Origin of the sequence: Longirhabdus pacifica, from assembly GCF_004115085.1 — a bacterium.
GTDB lineage: Bacteria > Bacillota > Bacilli > Paenibacillales > DSM-105158 > Longirhabdus > Longirhabdus pacifica.
The window spans coordinates 19,725-41,194 of the sequence record NZ_QXJP01000030.1 but is presented as its reverse complement, the minus strand read 5'-3'; the positions used below and the strand labels follow the sequence as shown (position 1 = coordinate 41,194).

Genomic DNA, 21,470 nt, shown 5'->3' with positions numbered 1-21,470 from the left:
GCAGAGAAAGAAGTCGATACGATTACCTTACCAGCAACAGATAAAGCATTAGAAGACATCGATACGCTAACCATCGATAACGAAGATGTAGTGGTCGATATTCCAAAGAAAGTACTAGAAGATGTACAGGCATTAGTAGATCAAAAAGAGTTAGGTGATGCTAAAATCATCGTTTCTTTGGACAAGCAGGACAAGCAAAACGTAGTAGCGGAATATGATAATGTAGAATTGGGCGGCACCGTAGTGGATGTCCAAGTATACATTGAAACGAAAGATGGAGAACGAATTGCACTAAATACTTTTGCTACACCTGTAACGATCGAACTTACTTCAGAAGGTAAACCAGGAACATGGATTTATTATCTAGATGAAGATACCTTTACCGGAGTAGTAACACGTACAGAAGATACAATCATGGCGCAAGTAACGAAAGCAGGAACATATGCGGTCCTAACGTACACTAATCCATATGTAGATATCGATGAATCAGATTGGTCGTACTATGCAATCATGGAATTATACTCAGTAGGCATCTTAAACGGCAAAACAGAAAACACCTTTGCGCCGCAACATAAAGTTACACGTGCAGAATTTTCAGTGATGGTAGCAAGAGCATTAGAGCTAGAAGTAGGCGAAGCATCTACTTTTACGGATCTAGATAATGAAGCATGGTATGCGGACGGAATAGCAGCAGCATTCCAAGCTGGTATTGTGAATGGAAAATCAGCAGACACTTTTGCTCCGAATGATGACATCACTCGTGAAGAAATGGCAGTGATGGTGATGAAAGCATATACGTATATGACGAAAGCCGAACTATCCACAGATGCAGTCGATGCATTTGAAGATCAAGATGAAATAAGCAGCTGGGCAATAGATTATGTCATCAAGGCAAAAGACTTAGGAATAATTAGCGGAAAAGGGAATGACAACTTCAAACCGAAAGACAGCATGACACGGGAAGAAGCAGCTCAAGGTATTTATAACTTGCTTGTATGGCCATTTAATAAACACATTAATAAAAATTAACGTTAGTTCATAAAAGTCACTCTATCCTGTTTCGATTTAAAATAAGTAGGTAGAGTGACTTTTTTAAGCTTAAAAAAAAGGAGCAGAAATCCGATAAATAAAGTATAAAACAAACAGTTGAAATATTTTTGCTTTTTTAGTTATTAACATACATTATTTTTGATAGTTTAATTGACAACACACTTAAAGGGGGTGGTTTGATTCGATAGGAGTGCATAGTGTACACAGGTAATTTTATTTTATCTAGTAGTATTAGTATAACTTCTTATATCTAATAGAGGTAGGAGGAATGTTATAGTAGATATTTTTGATTTTGTAGTAAACAAATTTTTAATTAATAACTTTAAACATATTATGAGAGGCGTGAATGAATTTGAATAAAAAAATACTGAATTTTAAGAATTTATCATCTATTTTTGTTGTTTTAGCACTTTTAGTGAGCTTTTTACCTGCTGCTACATCTGCGAATAGTACTGCGGTAGAAACACCAGTACTTTATGCGGATCCACAAGACGGAGCAGTACAATTAACTTGGGAAGATGTAGAAGGAGCGTATGTATACCTAATCTATCGTTCCGATGCAGTGGACGGCACATATCAATTGATCGAAATTCTCGATACGACGTTTACATCTTTATTAGATGTTAACGTAGAGAATGGCAAGACGTATTACTACAAATTGAACGTATATAAATTCGTAAGTAGTACGTCCGAAGTAGTTTCTGCAACACCGAATTCAGGTGAATATGAACTAGGTACTCCAGTGATTTACGCAGATCCAGGGAATGATAAAGTAGTCTTAGCGTGGGAAGATTTAAAAGAAGCAGCAGTATATGAAATTTATCGTGCAGAAGAAGTAAATGGCACATATGAATTCCTTACAACAAATGAAGTTTATGAAGGCTACCCAACATATTATTCCGATAATAACGTAGAAAACGGCAAGACTTACTATTACAAAATGGTTGTATATAATGGAACAGATAGCAAAGAATCTGCAGTAGTGTCTGCAACATTGGAATCACATGAAGTTGAGCTTGGTACTCCAGTGATTTACGCAGATCCTCAAGACGGCAAAGTGATCTTAACATGGGAAGATGTTGAAGGAGCGACAACATACGAAATCTATCGCGCGGAAGAAGTAGACGGTACTTATAACATGATTGAAGTATTTGGTACTTACATGACAACGCTACACGACAGTAATGTAGAAAACGGCAAGACCTACTACTACAAAATGATTGCAAAAAACGAAACAGATAAAAAAGCATCCGAAGTCATAGAAGTAACATTAGAGTCTCAAGATAAAACACCAATTGAGCTTGGTACTCCAGTACTTTACGCAGATCCAGGCGACGGTAAAGTAGCTTTGACGTGGAAAGATTTAGAAGGAGCAGCAGTATATGAAATTTATCGTGCGGAAGAAGTAAATGGCACATATGAAATCGTTACAACAAATGAAGTTTATGGAGGCTACCCAACATATTATTCCGATAATTACGTAGAAAACGGCAAGACGTACTATTACAAAATGGTTGTATTTAATGGAACAGATAGCAAAGCATCTGCAGTAGTGTCTGCAACATTGGAATCACATGAAGTTGAGCTTGGTACTCCAGTACTTTACGCAGATCCAGGAGACAGTAAAGTAGCTTTGACGTGGAAAGATTTAGAAGGAGCAGCAGTATATGAAATTTATCGTGCGGAAGAAGTAAATGGAACATATGAAATCGTTACAACAAATGAAGTTTATGGAGGACAACCAACATATTATTCCGATAATTACGCAGAAAACGGCAAGACGTACTATTACAAAATGGTAGTATTCAATGGAACAGATAGCAAAGCATCTGAAGTAGTATCTGCAACACCGAACTCATATTAATCGTAATTACAAAAAGCGAATAAGATATGTGGTGAAGATGTGTATTTCATGTATAACTTGTTTCAACATGAAATGAAATACCACATCCACTATAGGCTGTCTCCGTTCTACATGAACTGGAGACAGCTTTTTTATCATGCAACGATTTTTACGCAAACGAAGTGTCATACATGTTACTATGCATACCCGACCATTTTATTGTATTGTTCTTCTAGCTCGGACAGTAGCACAAGCTTTATTTTGTACAACACATATACTGAGAAGGAGTGAGTAAGCTTTCATGGGATGAAAGGTGGTAAAAAAATGAAAAAACGACGTTATGCTACAAAAAGAAAAAACAGAAGGAAAAGAGACGTTCACGCTAAATACCGTAATAAATTAGTGCAATATCGTATATTAAGAAAGAATGGTAAGTTAAAATCAGCAATGCCATACACAAGAAAATACAATAAAAGAAGATTATCTAAAGGTATAAAAAAACATCGTTCCCTCATGTTAAAGCCGTATTACGGTAGATTAGGAAGAGGCATACTACGTGTCTCTAAAACGAATGGAAGGTATGTTGTTAAATCTGAACATGTTTACAAAAGATTTAGGAAAATAAAAAACGCACATCGTTTCGTAAAAAGAAGGATGAAAGGTAAAAAATATATTTTACAAAAAGATATTAGATTGGCTAAAGTGAACGGAAGAAAATTTGATATTCGTGTCATGGTGCAGAGATATAACAGGAGATCGCCTTGGGTCGTGACAGGAATGTTCACTAGAATTGGTTATAAAAATGAAGTGATTACAAATTTAGCTTGGAAAGTAAGTTCATTAAAATCTACACTTCGCCGTTCAAGATTAAATGCGAGTAAAAAGAAAATGAATCAAATTAAAAAGACCTGCATTGTTGGTGCTAAACAAATTGCAAAACATCATAAAAACTGTAAGATCATAGGATTTGATATAGGTCTGAATGAACAAGGGAAAGTGTGGATTATTGAGCCAAACTTTACTCCAGGTGTTTACCCTTTTCGCATGCTAAAGAGAAAGAACATGTATCGGAAAATTATGCGGTACAAAAATAGAAGAAGATAACCGCATCAGTATGTTGATGAAATTAACGAATGTCCACCCATTCCATCGTTATTCGATTCATTTCAAACTTTTACCGTGGGAACTATTTAAATAACGTATTTGAATGGTTTGCACGGTATCCACATGCACACTTCTGCCATATCTGTCTTTCCATCTCTTACAATTATTTAAATTCTTTCATCACATCATGATGTTTGAATCATCTAAACGATAGCATATATGTTTCATTATAAGGAATACTACATAGACGGGATCTAAAGGGTGTACAAGTGTGTACATCATTTTTAAAAAAATTCAAAGACTCTTGCTAACAATAATATATGTCATTTTAAACACAAACTACACGACTATAGTCTAGGTACTGAAATAGACCAAAGTCTATTTTACAATGAAAGCAATCATGTGAAAATGAAAACAGTTTAATATAAATTTTATTTTAGAAAGTGAGGTGAGTAACATGAATAGTAAAAAAGTGCTCATATTGTCTGAAGGATTTGGATCTGGCCACACCAAAGCAGCTGAATCGATACAAGCACAATTAAAAGCCACAGACCCAAGCATAACAGTATACGTAGTAGAACTTGCGAACCACCTACATCCTTTGATCTCTTCCATTTTACTTCGCATATATGTGCAAATGATCAAATGGAAACCAAATTGGTATAGTAGGATGTACAGCAATGCTTCCGACTCCCCATTACGCTGGTATTGGAGTTTCATTATACATAAAGTGCTATATGCCGACACGCTTTCCATCATGAAGGAATACAATCCAGACATGATAATCTGTACTCATCCTTTTCCTAATATCGTCGTTTCTAAATTAAAAAAAAGTGGTGCTTTAGACTTGCCATTACATACTGTCATTACGGACTATGCCGCCCATCAGACGTGGATTAGTGAAGAAACCGATCTTTACTTTGCCCCATCTATAAAGGTGAAGCAACAACTGATGATGAAAGGAGTTCCGAAAGCAAAAATCAAAATGACAGGAGTTCCTATACACCCTAAATTTTGGAATTTAAATCTAAAAAAAGAATGTAAAAATTATTATCATTTAAAACCTATACCAACCGTCTTAATCATGGGTGGAGGATGGGGCATGTTGGATAAAAGTGATAAATTGAAGGAACTACTTTGTTGGAAAGATAAGTTGCAATTTATTATATGTACAGGTAACAATGTGACAATGAAAAAAAAGTTACAATCCAATCCCGCCTTTCAACATCCTCATATTCAAATTTTAGGATTTACATCTGAAGTGGATGTGTTGATGGACATAGCAGACTTATTAGTCACCAAGCCAGGTGGTATGACGTGTACGGAAGCAATGGCAAAACAACTACCGATGCTGTTTTATGATGTGATACCAGGACATGAGGAGAGCAACAGTCGTCATTTTATTGATTTAGGTTTAGCAATGAAAATCGATTCCGAAAAAGTCATACATAATTGGTTTCATAAGTTAGCGAACGAATATGATGAAGTCGTTAAAAAAAGAAGTGAACTTAGATTACACCATCATCCTTCCATACAATGTGGAGAAGTGATTGTAGAGGAACTGTATCGACAGCCTATGCAACGCCGTTCCATCTTGCAGAACACATATATTCAAGAATCGAAGAGCGTATGGTAAAATATACTTAGATAAGAAATCGATAAAATAAAGAAGGTCATACCATATAGAGGGGTGTAAACAATGGAGAACATACAAGAAGGACAAGTTGTAACTGATTTTACTTTACATAGTTCCAATGAAGAAACCGTTTCACTATCAGATTATCGAGGGAAAAAAGTTGTCATTTACTTTTATCCGAAAGATATGACACCAGGATGCACAACAGAATCATGTGATTTCCGTGATTTTCATCCTGATTTTGAAAAGCATAATACAGCAATTATCGGAATTAGTCCAGATCCGATAAAATCACACCATAAATTTATCGAGAAGCACACACTGCCATTTATTTTACTTTCCGATGAAGATCACCAAGTGAGTGAAGCCTTCGGCGTGTGGAAATTAAAAAAAATGTACGGCCGCGAATACATGGGAATTGAGCGATCCACTTTTCTTTTGGACGAGCAAGGCATACTTATTAAAGCATGGCGCAAAGTGAAAGTAAAAGGACACGTACAGGAAGTACTAGATGCTGTAAAAGAAAGCTAGATTAAAGGGAGTAGATACGTATACATCAACGTATTGTTACAAAAAAACGCAGATGAAGCTTTATTTCATCTGCGTTTTTCTTAACACATGAAACTGAGAAACAACTAAAATGTAATGTAGTCCAGAGCATGGTTACATCAAAGGGGAAAAAGACATGCATAAAATCTGTATTATTGAAGATGATGTCAAAATTGCAAGCATGTTAAAAGCACATATCGAAAAATACGATTATGAGGTTCATGTCGTGCAAGACTTCAAACATATTAAAGAAGAAGTAGAACGTGTAGCACCACACCTGATTCTACTAGATATTCATCTGCCGCATTACGATGGATTTTATTGGTGTAGACAATTACGCAGTATAACCAACAATCCGATTATGTATATTTCTGCGAGAAGTAGTGAAATGGATCAAGTGATGGCAGTAGAATACGGCGGAGATGACTATATTACGAAGCCTTTCCATTTTGAAGTTGTCATGGCAAAAATAAAAAGCTTATTGCGCCGTTCTTTCGGTCAATACGCGACTTCCACTACGTCCGATACGTTATCTTATCGAGGTTTAATATTATCAGACGGCCGAAATGAATGCCAATGGAACGAGCGAAAAGTATCTTTAACGCAAAATGAAAAACGGTTATTAAAAGCATTCATTCAGCATCAAGGAGACGTTATTAGTAGAGAAGCGTTGCTAGAAGTGTTGTGGGATGAAATTGATTTTGTGGATGACAATACGTTGACTGTAAATGTAACAAGGGTTCGTAAAAAACTTCAAGATCTAGGTATTGAACATGCAATAGAAACGGTTAGAGGTCACGGCTATCGTCTTGTAAACTGGGAGGATGGTTCATGAAATTACTTCTTCAGCAACATAGTAGAGTGATCCTACTTCTTATTATCAATAACGTCTTATTACTTTCGGTAGTTCAGCTAGATTTAAACGCACAAAACCAATCGTTGCAGTGGAGTAATATGATATACATTGTTATCTTATCTCTTTTTTTACTGTTCGTCTTCTTCATCTGGGAATTTTACACTCATCAATCCGTATTCGCTTTTGTTAACAAAAAAATAGAAACATTAGAAGATATACTTCCCAAATGGGACAGCTCACCTTTATTCTCAAAAATACAGAAACAATTTCAAATACAATATCAGCTGTATGCAACACAAATTATGCAGTACAAAAAACAGCAAGAAGAACACCGCATTTTCATGGTGCAGTGGGTACATCAAATGAAAACCCCTGTATCTGTCATTATCATGATGATGCAAGACGATAAAGTAAAACAACAAGTAGATAAACAGTTGGTAGATTCCATCTACGAAGAATGTGAGCGTTTATCTAACGGATTGGAGCTTGTGCTGTACAATGCTCGTATATCGCAAATCGAACTTGATTTCACAGTACAACAAGTAGATCTACAGCAACTAACACGTAAAGTCATCCATCAGCACAAAAGGGCATTTATCCGTAAAGCAATCTATCCTAAAATAGAAATAGAGCAACCGATACAAACGGAATCCGATGCAAAATGGCTTGCTTTCATAATGTATCAGCTTATTACCAATGCGATTAAATATAGTAACAAGAGAGAAAGTGAACTCCGATTTGAAATCAAAAAACTGCCAGACAAAACGATAGTATGGTCTATCCACGATCAAGGCATGGGTATTCCAATACAAGATCAAAAGCGTGTATTTGATGCTTTTTTCACAGGAGAGAACGGAAGACATGTTCAAGAATCAACGGGAATGGGGTTATATTTAGCAAAAAAAATATGCACACAACTTGGACATCACATTGATTTGACTTCTATAGAAGGAAAGGGCACTACGCTATCTATTTATTTTAACCATTAAATAAACAAATAAATATGCCTCTAAATTAACGGAGAGAGGACAAGAAAGGGCCGCTAGATTAGGCGATAAGTTAGAAACGACACATTTTGATGCGATCTACAGTAGTCCAAGTCAAAGGGCAGTCGATACAGCACATCTGATCAAAAGAGATAGAGAAATGGAACTCATAACCCACAACAATTTAAAAGAAATACACTAGATGATTTATGGCTGGATGCTTACATCGCGGATACGAGCTTAACGATGATTGAAGTCGATGGGGATCAGGTTCACATTAAATTGGAAGGAGATATTTCACATTTGGATGAATCATCTAAAATGTAAAACGCAATGTGTTACAACATTGTAAGGTTTTGCTGCATCGTTGTAAGGTAAATCGATGTATTAAAAAAATAATACGTTTATAATCAAAAGTATTCGTAGTTTTTTCTTCACTTCACTATGGTGTGCTAATACTCAGTGAGCAACTTAACCTGTATTCATCACTTTTTTTATAGCAACTAACATATCGTACAGGAGGCCTTTTATGCTACTTCAAGCAGAACAACTAACGAAAATATATCAATCCGATAAAGGGGCGGTATATAAAGCATTAGATGAATTTAGTATAGCGATAGAAGAAGGCGAATTTGTTGGCATTATGGGTCCTTCAGGTAGTGGCAAAACAACACTGCTCAATATATTGGCAACTATTGATATCCCTACTAGTGGTTCTATCGCATTACATGGACAAGAGCTAACCACCTTATCTAAACGTAAACTATCTTTATTTCGACGCAGGCAGCTGGGATTTGTATTTCAAGATTTCAACTTAATAGAAACGTTAACGATAGAAGAAAATATCGCTCTTCCACTTGTATTAGATGGAATTGCGGTGAAAGATATAGAGGACAGAGTACAAGAGGTGGCAGTAGAATTAGGGATACAATCCATTTTGAAAAAGCGCACGTATGAAATATCTGGTGGACAGCAACAGAGAGTATCCATAGCAAGGGCGATGATTCATGAACCATCACTTATTTTGGCAGACGAACCAACGGGCAACTTGGACTCGAAATCATCTACTTCTGTCATGCATTCGTTTTCTCAAATGCATGAGCATAAAAAAACAACCATGCTTATGGTGACACATGATCCTTTTTGCGCCAGTTATTGTCAGTGTATTATTATTATAAAAGATGGCAAGCCATACACAGAGCTCCATAAAGGCAATAATCAACAAGCCTTCTTCCAGAAAGTATTAGATACGATGTCTTTATTAGGAGGACATATGAATGACATTGCTACGATTCACACTTAACAATGTTAGGCGAAGTAAAAAACGTTACTTGGCTTTTTTTCTCAGTAGCACTTTTGTCATTGCAGTCTTTTATGTGTATTTGTTGTTTATGCTTCACCCCTCTGATGTGATAAATAATGTTGTTAAAATCATTCAAGTGTTGATGATTGCAGCAGAATTTCTTATTTTTATGTTTGCTTTTATGTTTATCTGGTATACCATGAATACGTTTATTAAATCTCGTAGTGTTGAATTTGGAATGTTTATGATGCTGGGAATGACAAAAATGCAATTAAATCGTTTCATATTTATTGAAACGATGATGATTGGATGTTTGTCTATCGTTACGGGGATCGTCAGTGGCACTATCTTTTCTAAACTTTTTCTTATGATCATGTCCCAAATTTTAAATGGTGACCAGTCTTTTTCTTTTTACATGCCTTATACAAGCATAGTCATCACGTGTGTCGTCTTTATTGTGTTGTTTGTTTTCATTTCCTTGATTACCTCTTTTACTAATCGAAATAAACAAATCATTGATTTACTACAAGCACACAAAAAACCGAGAAGGTTTCCTACCTTTTCGATTTGGTTGATGTTATTAAGTGCAGCTTGTTTTATTGGGGTCTATAAACTCGCCTTTACATCTAATTTTGTGGAGATTGTTTTATATAGCATACCGATTTTAATTTTGCCCATGATAGGGACGTATTTTTTGTATACACAATTCTGCATGTTGACTATTTATTTGTTGAAAAGAAGAAAGTCTTTCATGTATCGTAAAATAAGCTTACTGACTATTTCTGATTTAGCCTATAAACTAAAAGATAACGCTCGTGTTCTCTTGATGTTGACGATGGTTAATTTGTTTTCTCTTATTATGCTGTGTGTTAACTTTGGACACTTATGGACAACAGAAAACTACGTCAAATTATTGACACCCGTAGCCATTCAAATTTCGAATGAAGTGCTAAATCATGCTGATGACTTAGATCAAGCATCATGGACAAAAGTCATCAACATAGTGGGAGAGACGCTAAAAGATGAGCAAGTGGAATTTATAAAAGAGCACGTGAATCTGTTACATGTTATTTACGAAGGATATGATGCCAATTATAACAAAATCGTTCTTCCAGATAACTTTCAAACGATTCGCGTTATGAGTCATAGCGATTTTAATACATTAGCGGAAATTTTGGATAAAGATGAGATAACCATGTCAGAGGGAGAGTATGTTCAATTCTTGCCACCCCCTTATACAGAGGATGTGGTTTCTTCTAAGCTAATGGAAGGGGTTTATTTTGAACATGCCAATATGTTGGTAGGTCAACAAACTTTTTCGTTAACGAGAAAAGGAGTAACAGAGGATATCGTATTAAATGAGTTTCCAATTGCAAATGTATTGGAAGTAATAAAACTGGAGATCGATGTATTTGAAACAATTATTGTTCATGATGACACATATGATCAGTTACAGCAAGCTGGTGCAAGCACACAATGGGTTAGTATTTTTCATATAGACAATTGGATTGGTCATTTGAATACCATATTGTATATACAGGAGCAATTCAAAGCAGTAGAAGAAATTGAAGTGACAACGACAGCAGAAGAATACTATGTTAATAAGCAATTAAATGGTACGGGTACCTTCATTACTTTGTTTATTAGTTTACTATTTTTTATTGCTTGTGGAAGTATTTTGTATTTTAAAATATACAATGAGCTAGAGAGAGACACTACTCATTATAGGAAGTTGTTTCGCATTGGTGTAACGTTGCAAGAAATGAAGAACGTATTCAGCATTCAAATGTTTATCTTATGCTTTATTCCGTTTCTAATGGCGACCATACTGACGTTTTTTGCTTTGAATTTGTATCAAACTGTGTACTACGATTTGCTGTGTGTTTCTAGTGTTAGTGTCTTGGGAGTGTTTTTCTTGCTTCATGTCGTATTGTACTTCATCTTACGCTACAAGTGTTTCACTGTATTACGGCGTGTAATATGACCATAGCATTTTTGATTTGATCAGAAATGCTTTTTTTTATATTCATATTTTCTCAACTTGTCCCATACAATCTACTACGTGTATGTAAAACAGATTGTTCATTTTATGTAAGTTCAATCCACTTATCTATAAGATGAAGATGGGAACCAAGTTTTACGCCTCAGTAGCCAGGCGAAAAGGTTGTGATATTGTCATTTCTCCATCTTAACCATAGTGGTAATAAGTTGATTGAACTTGTTTCTTCAACTTATCTAGTGATGGAGGTTATGGGAATGAGAAGAAAAAGTATCCTTATATTTATCGTGATGTGTTGTTTATTTATGTTTAGCGTTAGCGCAAGTGCAGATATTTTTACAGAAGGGGATTCGTCATTAGATTTGCATTGCGCATGCGAAATCAACGACGAGACTATTTTTGATAGACTATCGAATGGGGAAAGAGTAGATTTAGAGCAATGGGCAGGTATTATCCCTGAACAACCTACGGTGTATTTAACGTTTGATGATGGACCGAGTCCTTGGACGGAAAAAATATTAGATCTGCTTCAACAAGAAGAAATACTAGCTACCTTTTTTGTATTAGGACAGCAAGCAGAAAAATATCCAGAAACAATGAAGAGAATACACGAAGAAGGACACCAAATTGGAAATCATACATATGACCATCAATATGAAGCATTATACAGCAATTTTACTTTATACTATGACCAAATAAAGCAAACAGAATCGGTTATTCTATCCTTAACAGGAGAGTCTACGACACTAGTAAGATCCCCAGGAGGCACACATACTAACTTCGATGCTTTTTACTTTTATTTCATACAGAAAGCAGGCTACCAATTATTTGATTGGAATGTAGATAGTGGAGATTCCAAAAGAATTGGCGTACCATCATCAGAAATCATTGCTAATGTAAAAAATAGTCCGCTAAAACATGAGATGAACGTACTCTTTCATGACAGTGGTGGTCACGAGGAGACGGTGAAAGCATTGCCTGATATTATTGCATATTTTCGTGCATTAGGTTATGATTTTCAGCCCCTAACACCTAGCGTAAAACCTATTCAATTTTCCATTGGAAAGCAAAAGTGGCATAGAACGATGACGAAAGAACAATTTGCAACGATCTCAGAGAAGATAGAACAAGACAGAATAAAGGACAAGGAGTCAACGATAGATCATAGTATAGAAGCTGTATCCCGTACTATGGATACATTTCAACCTATACGATTGGTTTCGGAAGAGAGAGGCGGATATGTGACGTGGGACGCTAGCACAGGTACGGCTACGACCTATATCGATCAGGCTAAAATTGAATGGAATATAGAGACTAAGCTGGTGCAAATAGAGACGGAGCAAGGTACGTTGTTTCGTGAAGTCATGCCTGATTTAACCATTGAAAATGGTAGAATGAAACTTCCTTCACAGCAGATACAGTTAGTCTGGCAGCAATTAAAACGCATTTGATGCTCCGTTACTCAGAGTGAACTAAACGCCACTTCAAACGACCTATAAGGGTGGTAAGGTGGTGTGTAATTAACATACAATATTATACAAATATATGTTAATATATTGATAGTGCCAAAATCACAGTTTGTGATAAAAAGGTGAAGCATATATAGGAATGCATAAGACTAACTACATATAGGAACAGTAGATATTTGTAAAATGAAGTAACAATAAGGGGGAAAGGAAACTTGGAAATACTTTTTATTTTTTTATGGTTCATCATCGGTAGTGTTGTTCTATTATGTGTATATACCGATGCTTCTCAAAAAAAAGGTGATAATATTGGTTGTTTATGGACTTTGGTAGTTTTTGCAACAGGTCCTATCGGATTGATTGCTTATCTCATGGTTAGAAATTCTGACTAAGTAATTTGTTTATGCTGAGATTTATATGTTCATAGCACGAAAGACTAACCGAAATCTACTCATGGGTTACGATTAGTTTTTTTGTATGTCCATACGTTAATGATCTCTCCATTCAACTAATCTTATTATACAAATATATGTTAAAATATTGATATTAATAAAAGGTTCATCACAGCTTGTTGTAAACGGCTTATATAGGAATGAAAAAGACTAACTACATATAGGAAAACAAGGATTGAATAATTTACCACTATTATCTTATTGTGATGTAAGTCCATTGTATTGCATTGAAGTGTATAATATATCGGTGGTTTGTGAGTATTAAGTAGCATAAGGGGGAAGAAAACTTGGAAATTTTTATTTTTTTATGGTTCATCATCAGTATTGTTGCATTGATATGGGTTTATAGCGATGCTTCTGGAAAAAAGGGTACGAATATTGGTTGTTTATGGACTTTAGTAGTTTTTGCACTAGGTCCTATTGGATTGATTGCTTATCTCATTGTTAGAAATTCTGACTAAGTAATTTGCTTATGCTGAGACTTATATGTTCATAGCACGGAAGACTAACCGAAATCTACTCATGGATTACGATTAGTCTTTTTTTGTGTGACAGACTAGATTGTAACAATGGTATAATATTCAATAAAATGGATGTTGAGAAGGTGGTTAAAGTGTATTTTATTTTGATGTTCGCCATTTTTATTGTTCTATTACAAATAAGGAGTGAGCTGCGTAAAATGAATGATAAATAAGTTGAATGAATTTGTTCAATCAACTTATTACCACTATACATAAGATGAAGAAATTACTACATACAGATCTCTTTAACTAGCACCTAGGTGGTGCTTTTTTTATGCCAAAAAACGTTAAAAAGATACATCGTATCTAGCAAAAAGCCAACATTCAACTAGGGTATTTCTCAAATTGTTTGAATTTTTTTTGCATGCCCATACGTTACTCTTCTCCATACAAATGATAGGGAATGATACGTCTAAAACTTCTCTATCGTGGTAACACTACTAGCAAAGGAGGTTGTTACGATGATGAATCATTTTAGATTATCTAATATACAGCAGTCTAGCGTTTTAATACAGCAATGGATGGATCGAATAGAGAAAGTCGTTATTGGTAGAAGAGAGGCCATTGAACATTTGATCATCGCGATGCTTAGTGGAGGTCATGTGATGATTGAAGATGTACCTGGGGTAGGAAAAACATTACTTGCGAAAACGTTATCTCAATCTATTGATTGTGATTTTACAAGAATACAGTGCAATCCAGATCTTATGCCGTCCGATTTGACGGGTATTACCATTTACAATCAGAAAAGCGGAGAGTTTGAGTTTCGTCACGGTCCTTTGCAAAGCAATCTAGTTTTAGTAGATGAGTTAAACCGAACGTCGCCACGTACGCAGTCCGCCTTACTAGAAGCGATGGAGGAGCGTGCGGTAACAGTGGATGGTGTTTCGCATGCACTGCCCAGACCTTTTATGGTTGTCGCTACGCAAAATCCAGCGGATTACGAAGGGACATATCCACTGCCAGAAGCACAATTAGACCGATTTATGCTGAAAATTGAATTAGGTTATCCGAAGCATGCAGATGAAATGACGATGCTGCAACATAGAGCCGAAAAATACAGTGCCAGAAAAATTAAGCCTGCTCTATTTAAAGAAGAAGTGTTGAAATTGAAAAAAGAAGCGTTTCAAGTTCATGTGGATGAAACCATCTATAAATATATTGTTGATTTAGCGCATGCAACAAGAAATCATCCAGAGGTAAAGTTAGGTATTAGCCCAAGAGGATCGTTTGCTTTAATGCGGGCCTCGCAAGCTAGAGCTTTAGTAAAAGGGAGAAGTTACTGTTTGCCAGAAGATGTGCAGCACATGTGTTCCTTTGTGTTCCCTCATCGACTACTTTGCTTTGGTGGTACAGCAGATCACGTAAACAACGCTACTAAACAGGTGATGGATCATATTTTAAAAAGCGTCCATATCCCTGCGTTGAAGTATGTGAGGTGATGAGCATGTGGGTACAACGTGTGGTGATGATCGGTCTTTTGCTTTCTATTAGTAGTTATGCAGTAATCACATCCAGTGCAGCAGCGTCCTTTATTGCGGTAGTGCTCTTGCTTTGGATCACTACGGTATTCCTTTATCAGCATACGGTGCTAAAAGGATTGCATGTAAAGCGATACGTGGGGGCAGAGCATATTACACAAGGGGAAAAAATAGAAGTTGTAAATGAAGTAGCATATCGATCGGTGTTCCCTCTGCTCTGGTTGCTTATCGAAGAAAAATGGTATTGTCAACAACAGCAAGAAACGAAAACAAAGCATACGTTAGTAACGCCATTTTGGAATAGAAAAGGAACGTATCGATATGATCTTCATGATTTACCTCGTGGTGTATACCGTTCCAGTTCGGTTTGCTTTATTACAGGTGATCTTTTCGGGGTATGGAAGAAACGATATAGTATTCAGCGCGAAGTAGCGTTTGTCGTATATCCAAAACCGACGATGAGTAGTTGGAGTGAATCGAAGGTCATCAGCCAAGGGTACCAAGCTACGCGGGATTACTATGCAGATCGCTCGTTACGCAATTATGAACAGGGCATGCCGCTGAAATTTATGAATTGGAAACAAACAGCCAAGACGGGGGATTTGAAAGTAAATGCATTTCATGCACAAGAACAAGGCAAGACCGTCATACTGTTGGATACGGAGTTGCAACAGCCACAAGACAGGGAAGCCTTTGAACATAGTATTCAGATAGCGACCTCTTTTCTTACAAAACATCATGCACTTCATCGTCATGTTTACTTGAAATATTGGCAAAACCATAACACGCAACAATGTGAAGTAAAACCGTCACATGATATCGAACCAGCACTTCATATGCTTGCACTCGCGATTCCAGAACGGGATGCTAACGACAGTGAATGGCCTTCACTTCAAATAGGTAGAAGCTCCGTCATTGTCATAGGGACAAGCATACAGCATAAGTGGGTGGTCATGGCAGCACAATATGCGGGGATCACCATTCGTTTTGTCGTGGTCACGAACCGTCGAGAACTAACGTCACAAGAGAAAGAAGTAAAGAGGCAATTAGAACAGCTTCATGCAAAAGTAGAAATGGTAACACATAAACAAATGAAACCGCTCAGAGAGGAGTTTTATGATGTGGGCGCTTAGAAGGAGAAAACCAAAACAAAGGTTATTGCGTATGGGCTGTGCTTTATTACTGATGGTACTCGTAATGGAGTGGTTTTCCCCATTTTATCCTGTATTCGAAGGTATGACACGACAACAGTGGCCGCCATGGGCATCTTCATTGTCTTCCGTATCCCTGCCTGCTCTTCCAGTAGTGGTGTTACTTGCTTGTTTTCTTCTGTTGCCATTGGTTTCGATCCCACCATGGACATCCGTGCTCATCATGTTGTTAGCTATTGTACAGTTTATTTTTTATCAATTTTCCATAGGGGATTTCTTTGACCTTCGTAGTTGGCAAAGTTACATGCAATGGTGGAAAACAGATCTAATCCATATCAGTGAAGGCAACTGGCACCGGTTTAGCGCGGCAAACAAATCGTTGTTACTGTTACTTTGCGTCGCATATTTTTTTCATTTTATCCTGACATATTTGCTTCACACACGTTACATTTTATGGGGAGTAGGCTTTACGTTATTATATTTGTTTAGTGTACAGCTTTTTACAGGTTGGGATAGTTTTTCATCCCTTATTCGAGTGAGTGGGTGGGGCTTTTTTCTGTTATTGCTTGTGCAGATGATGAAATTACAAAACATGTTAGGGAAGAAATTTCCGTGGAAAATATTAATGATTGGGAGCGTCATTATTTTGCTCCTGCTGGCCTTGCCCTATTTGATGACACGTTCATTAGAGCGGGAAGTTCCGCCAGTCAATATACAACAGTTGGTGAAGCTGCAACCATCTTCATGGATGAACGATGACACTAGTGAAACAGCTGCAAGTGAAAGGTATACATTAACGGGGTATGATGATAACGATGAGTTTCTTGGAGGTTCCTTAATACAAAGTCAGAGAATTGCCTTTGAAGCGAGAACAGAAAAACATACATACTGGCGTGGAGATGCGAAAAGTGTATATACCGGTTCAGGATGGGAAGCCAATCCTTTTTTTACAGAGCAGGTGACAGCATGGGAAGATAAGCAAACAGAACAGATGACTACTCCGTCATCTTACGTACAAGAAATAAAAGATGTTAGTTATGCTATAGGCAATACGTTGTTTGCAGGTGGAAATGTAATGGATATCGCTGATGTGAAAAGCAATCAACTGGAGCATATTCCTTTGTCTCAAATCAACGTAAATGAAGAAACAAAAAAAGTGACATCAAGCAAAAAAGCAGCATTTTACCAACTTACAGTTACCGATCCGCTTGTCGATTGGAACCTCGCTGGAGGATGGGATCATCCGCTTCGTGAAGAAGCGATTTATGTGTTAGATTCATCAGAACCATTAAGTGATACAGAGCGTCTGCATTACACGCAGCTGCCAAGTACATTACCTTCACAAGTGCAACAATTAGCGGAAACCATCACAGCAAATGATCAGGATATAGCGGACAAAGTGATCACATTACAACAATATTTGCAAAACGAATACCGTTACTCGCTTGAAGTAGAACCTCGTAAGGAAGGGGACTTCGTGTATCAATTTTTGTTTGAGCAAAATAGCGGTTACTGCAACCATTTTTCTACAGCAATGGCCGTTATGCTTCGTTCTCTGGACATTCCAGCTAGATGGGTCAAAGGATTCGCTCCAGGTGAAGTAGGTGAACGAGGGGAAGACGGAATGTTGGAGGTCGTTGTTCGATACTTAGACGCTCATGCTTGGGTGGAAGTGTATATGGATCAAATCGGATGGGTTGCTGTCGATCCTACTCCTGGGTTTTATGATCGGACAGAGCAAGCTGTTCTAGCAAGTGCGGATATGGACAATCGTGAAGAGGTAACTTCGAAAAATGACAATAACATTATGGCATACATCACACCAGTGTGGAAACGTATCGTTGCTGCGTCAAACCATATTTTTCCACACATAAAAAAGCATAGTTGGACGTATAGTGTAGCCTTTGTCATCCTCATTTCAATCGCTGTTCTCTTGACAATCATAGTTCGGAAGGGGAAAGGGAAAAAGTATCATGGCATACGACTACATAAACCATATCGCAAGCAGCTTTCTATGTATGAAATCGAGCTCATTTGGTTGAAATTATTAAAGCAACAAGGCATTGCTTTCTCTCGTCATCAGCCACTGAGAGTGTATGTGCAGCAATTACAAGAGAAGTTGCCGCATAAAGAAAGAGAGCTGGCGGAGCTGCTATTTTTATATGAACAACAGCGCTATGCCAAAACGAAAAAAACGCTATCCCTTCGGGATGCAAAAGCATGGAAAAAATCATTGATGAACTGAACGAAAGGCATGCATCTTAAACGTCATGTCATTCCTAATTTGACCATTTAGTACTATATTATGGATGCTTATGATAGACATGTAGTATTTTTTAGCTTTGTTCCATGATCAGCTATTTACCTTTTCGTAAGTTAATCATATAATAAATCTAATTTGAAAGATGATGGATAGGATTTGTCGCTGTGTTTTAAACATTAGAGGAGGCTGCATACATGTTAATGGAACCAAGTGAATTGATTGTTGTACTAGATTTTGGAGGTCAGTACAATCAATTGATTGCACGTAGAATTCGTGATTTAGGTGTGTATAGTGAACTTTTGCCATACAATACATCATTGGAAGTGATTAAAGAGAAGAAGCCGAAGGGTATCGTTTTTTCTGGAGGACCTGCAAGTGTGTATGGTGAGAAGTCACCATTAGTAGATCCCGGAATATATGACTTAGGTATTCCGATACTCGGCATATGTTACGGTATGCAAATGATGAGTCATCAGCTTGATGGACAAGTTCAAGCCGCAGATAAAAGAGAGTACGGGAAGGCGATCGTTCAATTTCAAGATGACTATCCGTTGACAGCTGGATTAGAAAATGATCAACAAGTTTGGATGAGTCATAGTGATTTAGTCGTGAAGCCACCAGAAGGATTTAACATCGATGCTAGTACGGAACATGCGCCGATAGCGGCAATGAGTCGTGCGGATAAACAGTGGTTCGCAGTTCAGTTCCATCCTGAAGTGATGCATACGACGTACGGTAATGACATGATTCGTAACTACTTGTACAATATTTGTCAGTGTGAAGGCGATTGGAGCATGGAAACCTTCATCGAAGATAGTATAGAAGATATTAAACAACAAGTAGGCGATAAAAAAGTATTGTGTGCGCTAAGTGGCGGAGTCGATTCTTCTGTTGTTGCCATGCTCATTCATAAAGCGATTGGTGATCAGTTGACTTGTATGTTTATTGATCATGGGCTGCTGAGAAAAGGTGAAGCAGAAAGTGTCATGGAAACATTCGTCGGTAAATTTGATATCAACGTCATTAAAATCGACGCAAAAGAGCGCTTTTTAGGCAACTTAGCTGGAGTAAGTGATCCAGAACAGAAGCGTAAAATTATCGGTAATGAGTTTATCCGTGTGTTTGAAGAAGAGTCGGAACAACTCGGAAGTTTTGACTTTTTAGCACAAGGCACGTTATATACAGATATTGTGGAAAGTGGCACAGACACAGCGCAAACGATCAAATCTCATCATAACGTAGGTGGATTACCAGAAGATATGCGTTTTGAATTGATTGAGCCACTCGATGCATTATTCAAAGACGAAGTACGTAAAGTCGGAGAACAGTGCGGTTTACCAAAAGAAATCGTATGGAGACAACCTTTCCCTGGTCCAGGCTTAGCTATCCGTGTCTTAGGGGAAGTAACAGAAGAAAAGTTAGCGATCGTAAGGGAATCGGACGCCGTTTTAAGAGATGAAATCGCGAAAAATAACTTGGATTCAGAGATTTGGCAGTACTTCACGGCCCTCCCTAATATGAAAAGTGTCGGGGTAATGGGGGATGCACGAACGTATGCATACACAGTAGGTATTCGTGCTGTAACGTCTATTGATGGGATGACTGCGGACTGGGCAAGAATACCGTATGAGGTGCTCGAGAAAATATCAACGCGCATTGTGAATGAAGTCGATCATGTGAATCGCGTCGTATATGATATTACGTCTAAGCCACCAGCAACGATTGAGTGGGAGTAATATATAAAGTTGGTTGAACAAGTTTATTCAACTTATCTAGGTTGAAACAGGGGAGAAGCGGAAGGAAGATGCCGCTTCTCTTTATGTATGTACATCTTGATTATGATGATGGAAACGATTGCATGGATGGTTGAACCTAATGTCATGAAGAAGATACAGTGCCCGTAGGCTTATAAAGTGAAATGTTTACAATTTGGTCTGAAGTGAGAGACATGCATTCTAATACAATTTTTTCATGAGGTTGATGAAAAGGAATCACTTGTACGTTGCGAAGAGAAAGGTATAAAACGTCATGGTTGATGAGTGCTAATTGGCCAATGACTAACCCGTAGTTGGTCACCATTTTTACTGTCATATTTCCATGATGCAAATTACATTGTTTAAGCGCAGAGATAAAAGATAACACGGAATAAAATGGTTGGCTAATGAGTTCATCAGCAGTTGAAAAAGTCGTTGAGGAAGGATCTTTTAGCAGAGGGTTATCTGAATCGTTTACAGGGGATTCATTTGACATTAGAGCTCCTCCTTTTGCATAAAATCTCTTCTCTATCATATCACAATGTTACTATAAATATGTAATTTATGGTTTAATTTGATAGTGGATAAGTGCACAACATAAAGGAAATAGAAAAAAACGGTAAAAACGAACATAAATATATGATCTTAATTAATTGTTCGTCTTTTTATTGACAAAAGTAGCAAAAGTGTTAGAATAGATAACGTTGATAATACAAATAAAGTAATTTCGTATATTCTTAAGAATAGGCTTAAGAGTCTCTACGAGGTCACCGCAATGACCTTACTACGAAATGAATCGATGTCATCTATCTTTGTGTGTTGTGTATCTTTTATCATGTCATTTTTTGAGATGTCTATTTTCTAGTTCTATTACAATGGACTATGTCTGACATGACAGAATACAATAACTAGCAATCGATAGAAAGACAGCATATAGATGATTCATGAATGAGACAGAGACAAGCCTAGGGAATGATACACCTAGGTTTTTTTGTATTTTCATTTTTACTTTTATAGACCATTATAGGGGGAAATCGTTCGTGTCCACAACAAACA

17 protein-coding genes, 1 pseudogene and 1 riboswitch are annotated in these 21,470 nt (G+C 37.1%); of the genes and pseudogenes, 17 read left to right on the top strand and 1 reads right to left on the bottom strand.

The window, feature by feature from the left end; translation table 11 throughout:
- The 17 genes and pseudogenes from D1Z92_RS16050 to guaA all read left to right on the top strand — a co-directional run.
- Positions 1–1,029: S-layer homology domain-containing protein (locus D1Z92_RS16050; RefSeq protein ID WP_164931670.1), on the top strand; the 1,029-nt coding region annotated here is incomplete at its 5' end.
- Positions 1,030–1,396: 367 nt separating this feature from the next.
- Positions 1,397–2,914, top strand: a complete 1,518-nt coding sequence (locus D1Z92_RS16045; protein WP_128896698.1) for a fibronectin type III domain-containing protein — start codon at positions 1,397–1,399, stop codon at positions 2,912–2,914.
- Positions 2,915–3,217: 303 nt separating this feature from the next.
- Positions 3,218–3,997, top strand: coding sequence for a YheC/YheD family protein (locus D1Z92_RS16040; RefSeq protein WP_164931669.1), 780 nt, complete (start codon positions 3,218–3,220; stop codon positions 3,995–3,997).
- A gap of 457 nt (positions 3,998–4,454) precedes the next feature.
- A complete protein-coding gene (locus D1Z92_RS16035) occupies positions 4,455–5,633 on the top strand; it encodes an MGDG synthase family glycosyltransferase (protein ID WP_128896696.1) in 1,179 nt (392 codons plus the stop codon).
- 63 nt (positions 5,634–5,696) lie between these two features.
- Positions 5,697–6,164 carry a thioredoxin-dependent thiol peroxidase gene (bcp, locus tag D1Z92_RS16030; RefSeq protein WP_128896695.1) on the top strand — a complete coding sequence of 156 codons (468 nt, stop codon included), beginning with the start codon at positions 5,697–5,699 and terminating at the stop codon, positions 6,162–6,164.
- A 154-nt stretch (positions 6,165–6,318) separates the two neighbouring features.
- Positions 6,319–7,017 carry a response regulator transcription factor gene (locus tag D1Z92_RS16025; protein ID WP_128896694.1) on the top strand — a complete coding sequence of 233 codons (699 nt, stop codon included), beginning with the start codon at positions 6,319–6,321 and terminating at the stop codon, positions 7,015–7,017.
- On the top strand, positions 7,014–8,027 hold the full coding sequence (locus tag D1Z92_RS16020; RefSeq protein WP_128896693.1) for a sensor histidine kinase: 1,014 nt from the start codon (positions 7,014–7,016) through the stop codon (positions 8,025–8,027). Before D1Z92_RS16025 ends, D1Z92_RS16020 begins: the two co-directional genes overlap by 4 nt.
- Positions 8,028–8,058: 31 nt before the next feature.
- A pseudogene (locus tag D1Z92_RS17895) lies at positions 8,059–8,226 on the top strand (histidine phosphatase family protein); the annotation flags it as partial.
- 327 nt (positions 8,227–8,553) lie between these two features.
- Entirely contained in the window at positions 8,554–9,327 is a 774-nt protein-coding gene (locus D1Z92_RS16010) for an ABC transporter ATP-binding protein (protein ID WP_128896692.1), read from the top strand.
- Entirely contained in the window at positions 9,302–11,311 is a 2,010-nt protein-coding gene (locus D1Z92_RS16005) for an ABC transporter permease (RefSeq protein WP_128896691.1), read from the top strand. Before D1Z92_RS16010 ends, D1Z92_RS16005 begins: the two co-directional genes overlap by 26 nt.
- Positions 11,312–11,583: 272 nt before the next feature.
- Positions 11,584–12,777 carry a polysaccharide deacetylase family protein gene (locus D1Z92_RS16000; protein WP_164931668.1) on the top strand — a complete coding sequence of 398 codons (1,194 nt, stop codon included), beginning with the start codon at positions 11,584–11,586 and terminating at the stop codon, positions 12,775–12,777.
- 230 nt (positions 12,778–13,007) lie between these two features.
- Positions 13,008–13,184, top strand: coding sequence for a hypothetical protein (locus tag D1Z92_RS17395; RefSeq protein WP_164931667.1), 177 nt, complete (start codon positions 13,008–13,010; stop codon positions 13,182–13,184).
- A 347-nt stretch (positions 13,185–13,531) separates the two neighbouring features.
- On the top strand, positions 13,532–13,705 hold the full coding sequence (locus D1Z92_RS17390) for a hypothetical protein (protein WP_164931664.1): 174 nt from the start codon (positions 13,532–13,534) through the stop codon (positions 13,703–13,705).
- Positions 13,706–14,226: 521 nt separating this feature from the next.
- Complete coding sequence (locus D1Z92_RS15995) at positions 14,227–15,207, top strand: AAA family ATPase (protein WP_240666782.1); 981 nt, start codon at positions 14,227–14,229, stop codon at positions 15,205–15,207.
- A gap of 5 nt (positions 15,208–15,212) precedes the next feature.
- Entirely contained in the window at positions 15,213–16,379 is a 1,167-nt protein-coding gene (locus tag D1Z92_RS15990; protein ID WP_164931666.1) for a DUF58 domain-containing protein, read from the top strand.
- Positions 16,363–18,642, top strand: coding sequence for a DUF4129 domain-containing transglutaminase family protein (locus D1Z92_RS15985; RefSeq protein ID WP_128896688.1), 2,280 nt, complete (start codon positions 16,363–16,365; stop codon positions 18,640–18,642). The genes D1Z92_RS15990 and D1Z92_RS15985 overlap by 17 nt, the downstream gene beginning before the upstream one ends.
- A gap of 218 nt (positions 18,643–18,860) precedes the next feature.
- Complete coding sequence (gene guaA, locus D1Z92_RS15980; RefSeq protein ID WP_370741315.1) at positions 18,861–20,396, top strand: glutamine-hydrolyzing GMP synthase; 1,536 nt, start codon at positions 18,861–18,863, stop codon at positions 20,394–20,396.
- 142 nt (positions 20,397–20,538) lie between these two features.
- Here the strand turns inward: guaA and D1Z92_RS15975 are convergent, their stop codons facing one another.
- Positions 20,539–20,910 (bottom strand): hypothetical protein, encoded by a 372-nt coding sequence (locus tag D1Z92_RS15975; protein WP_128896686.1) that lies wholly within the window; start codon positions 20,908–20,910, stop codon positions 20,539–20,541.
- A gap of 211 nt (positions 20,911–21,121) precedes the next feature.
- Positions 21,122–21,221: riboswitch (purine riboswitch) on the top strand.
- The last annotated feature ends 249 nt before the right edge of the window (positions 21,222–21,470 follow it).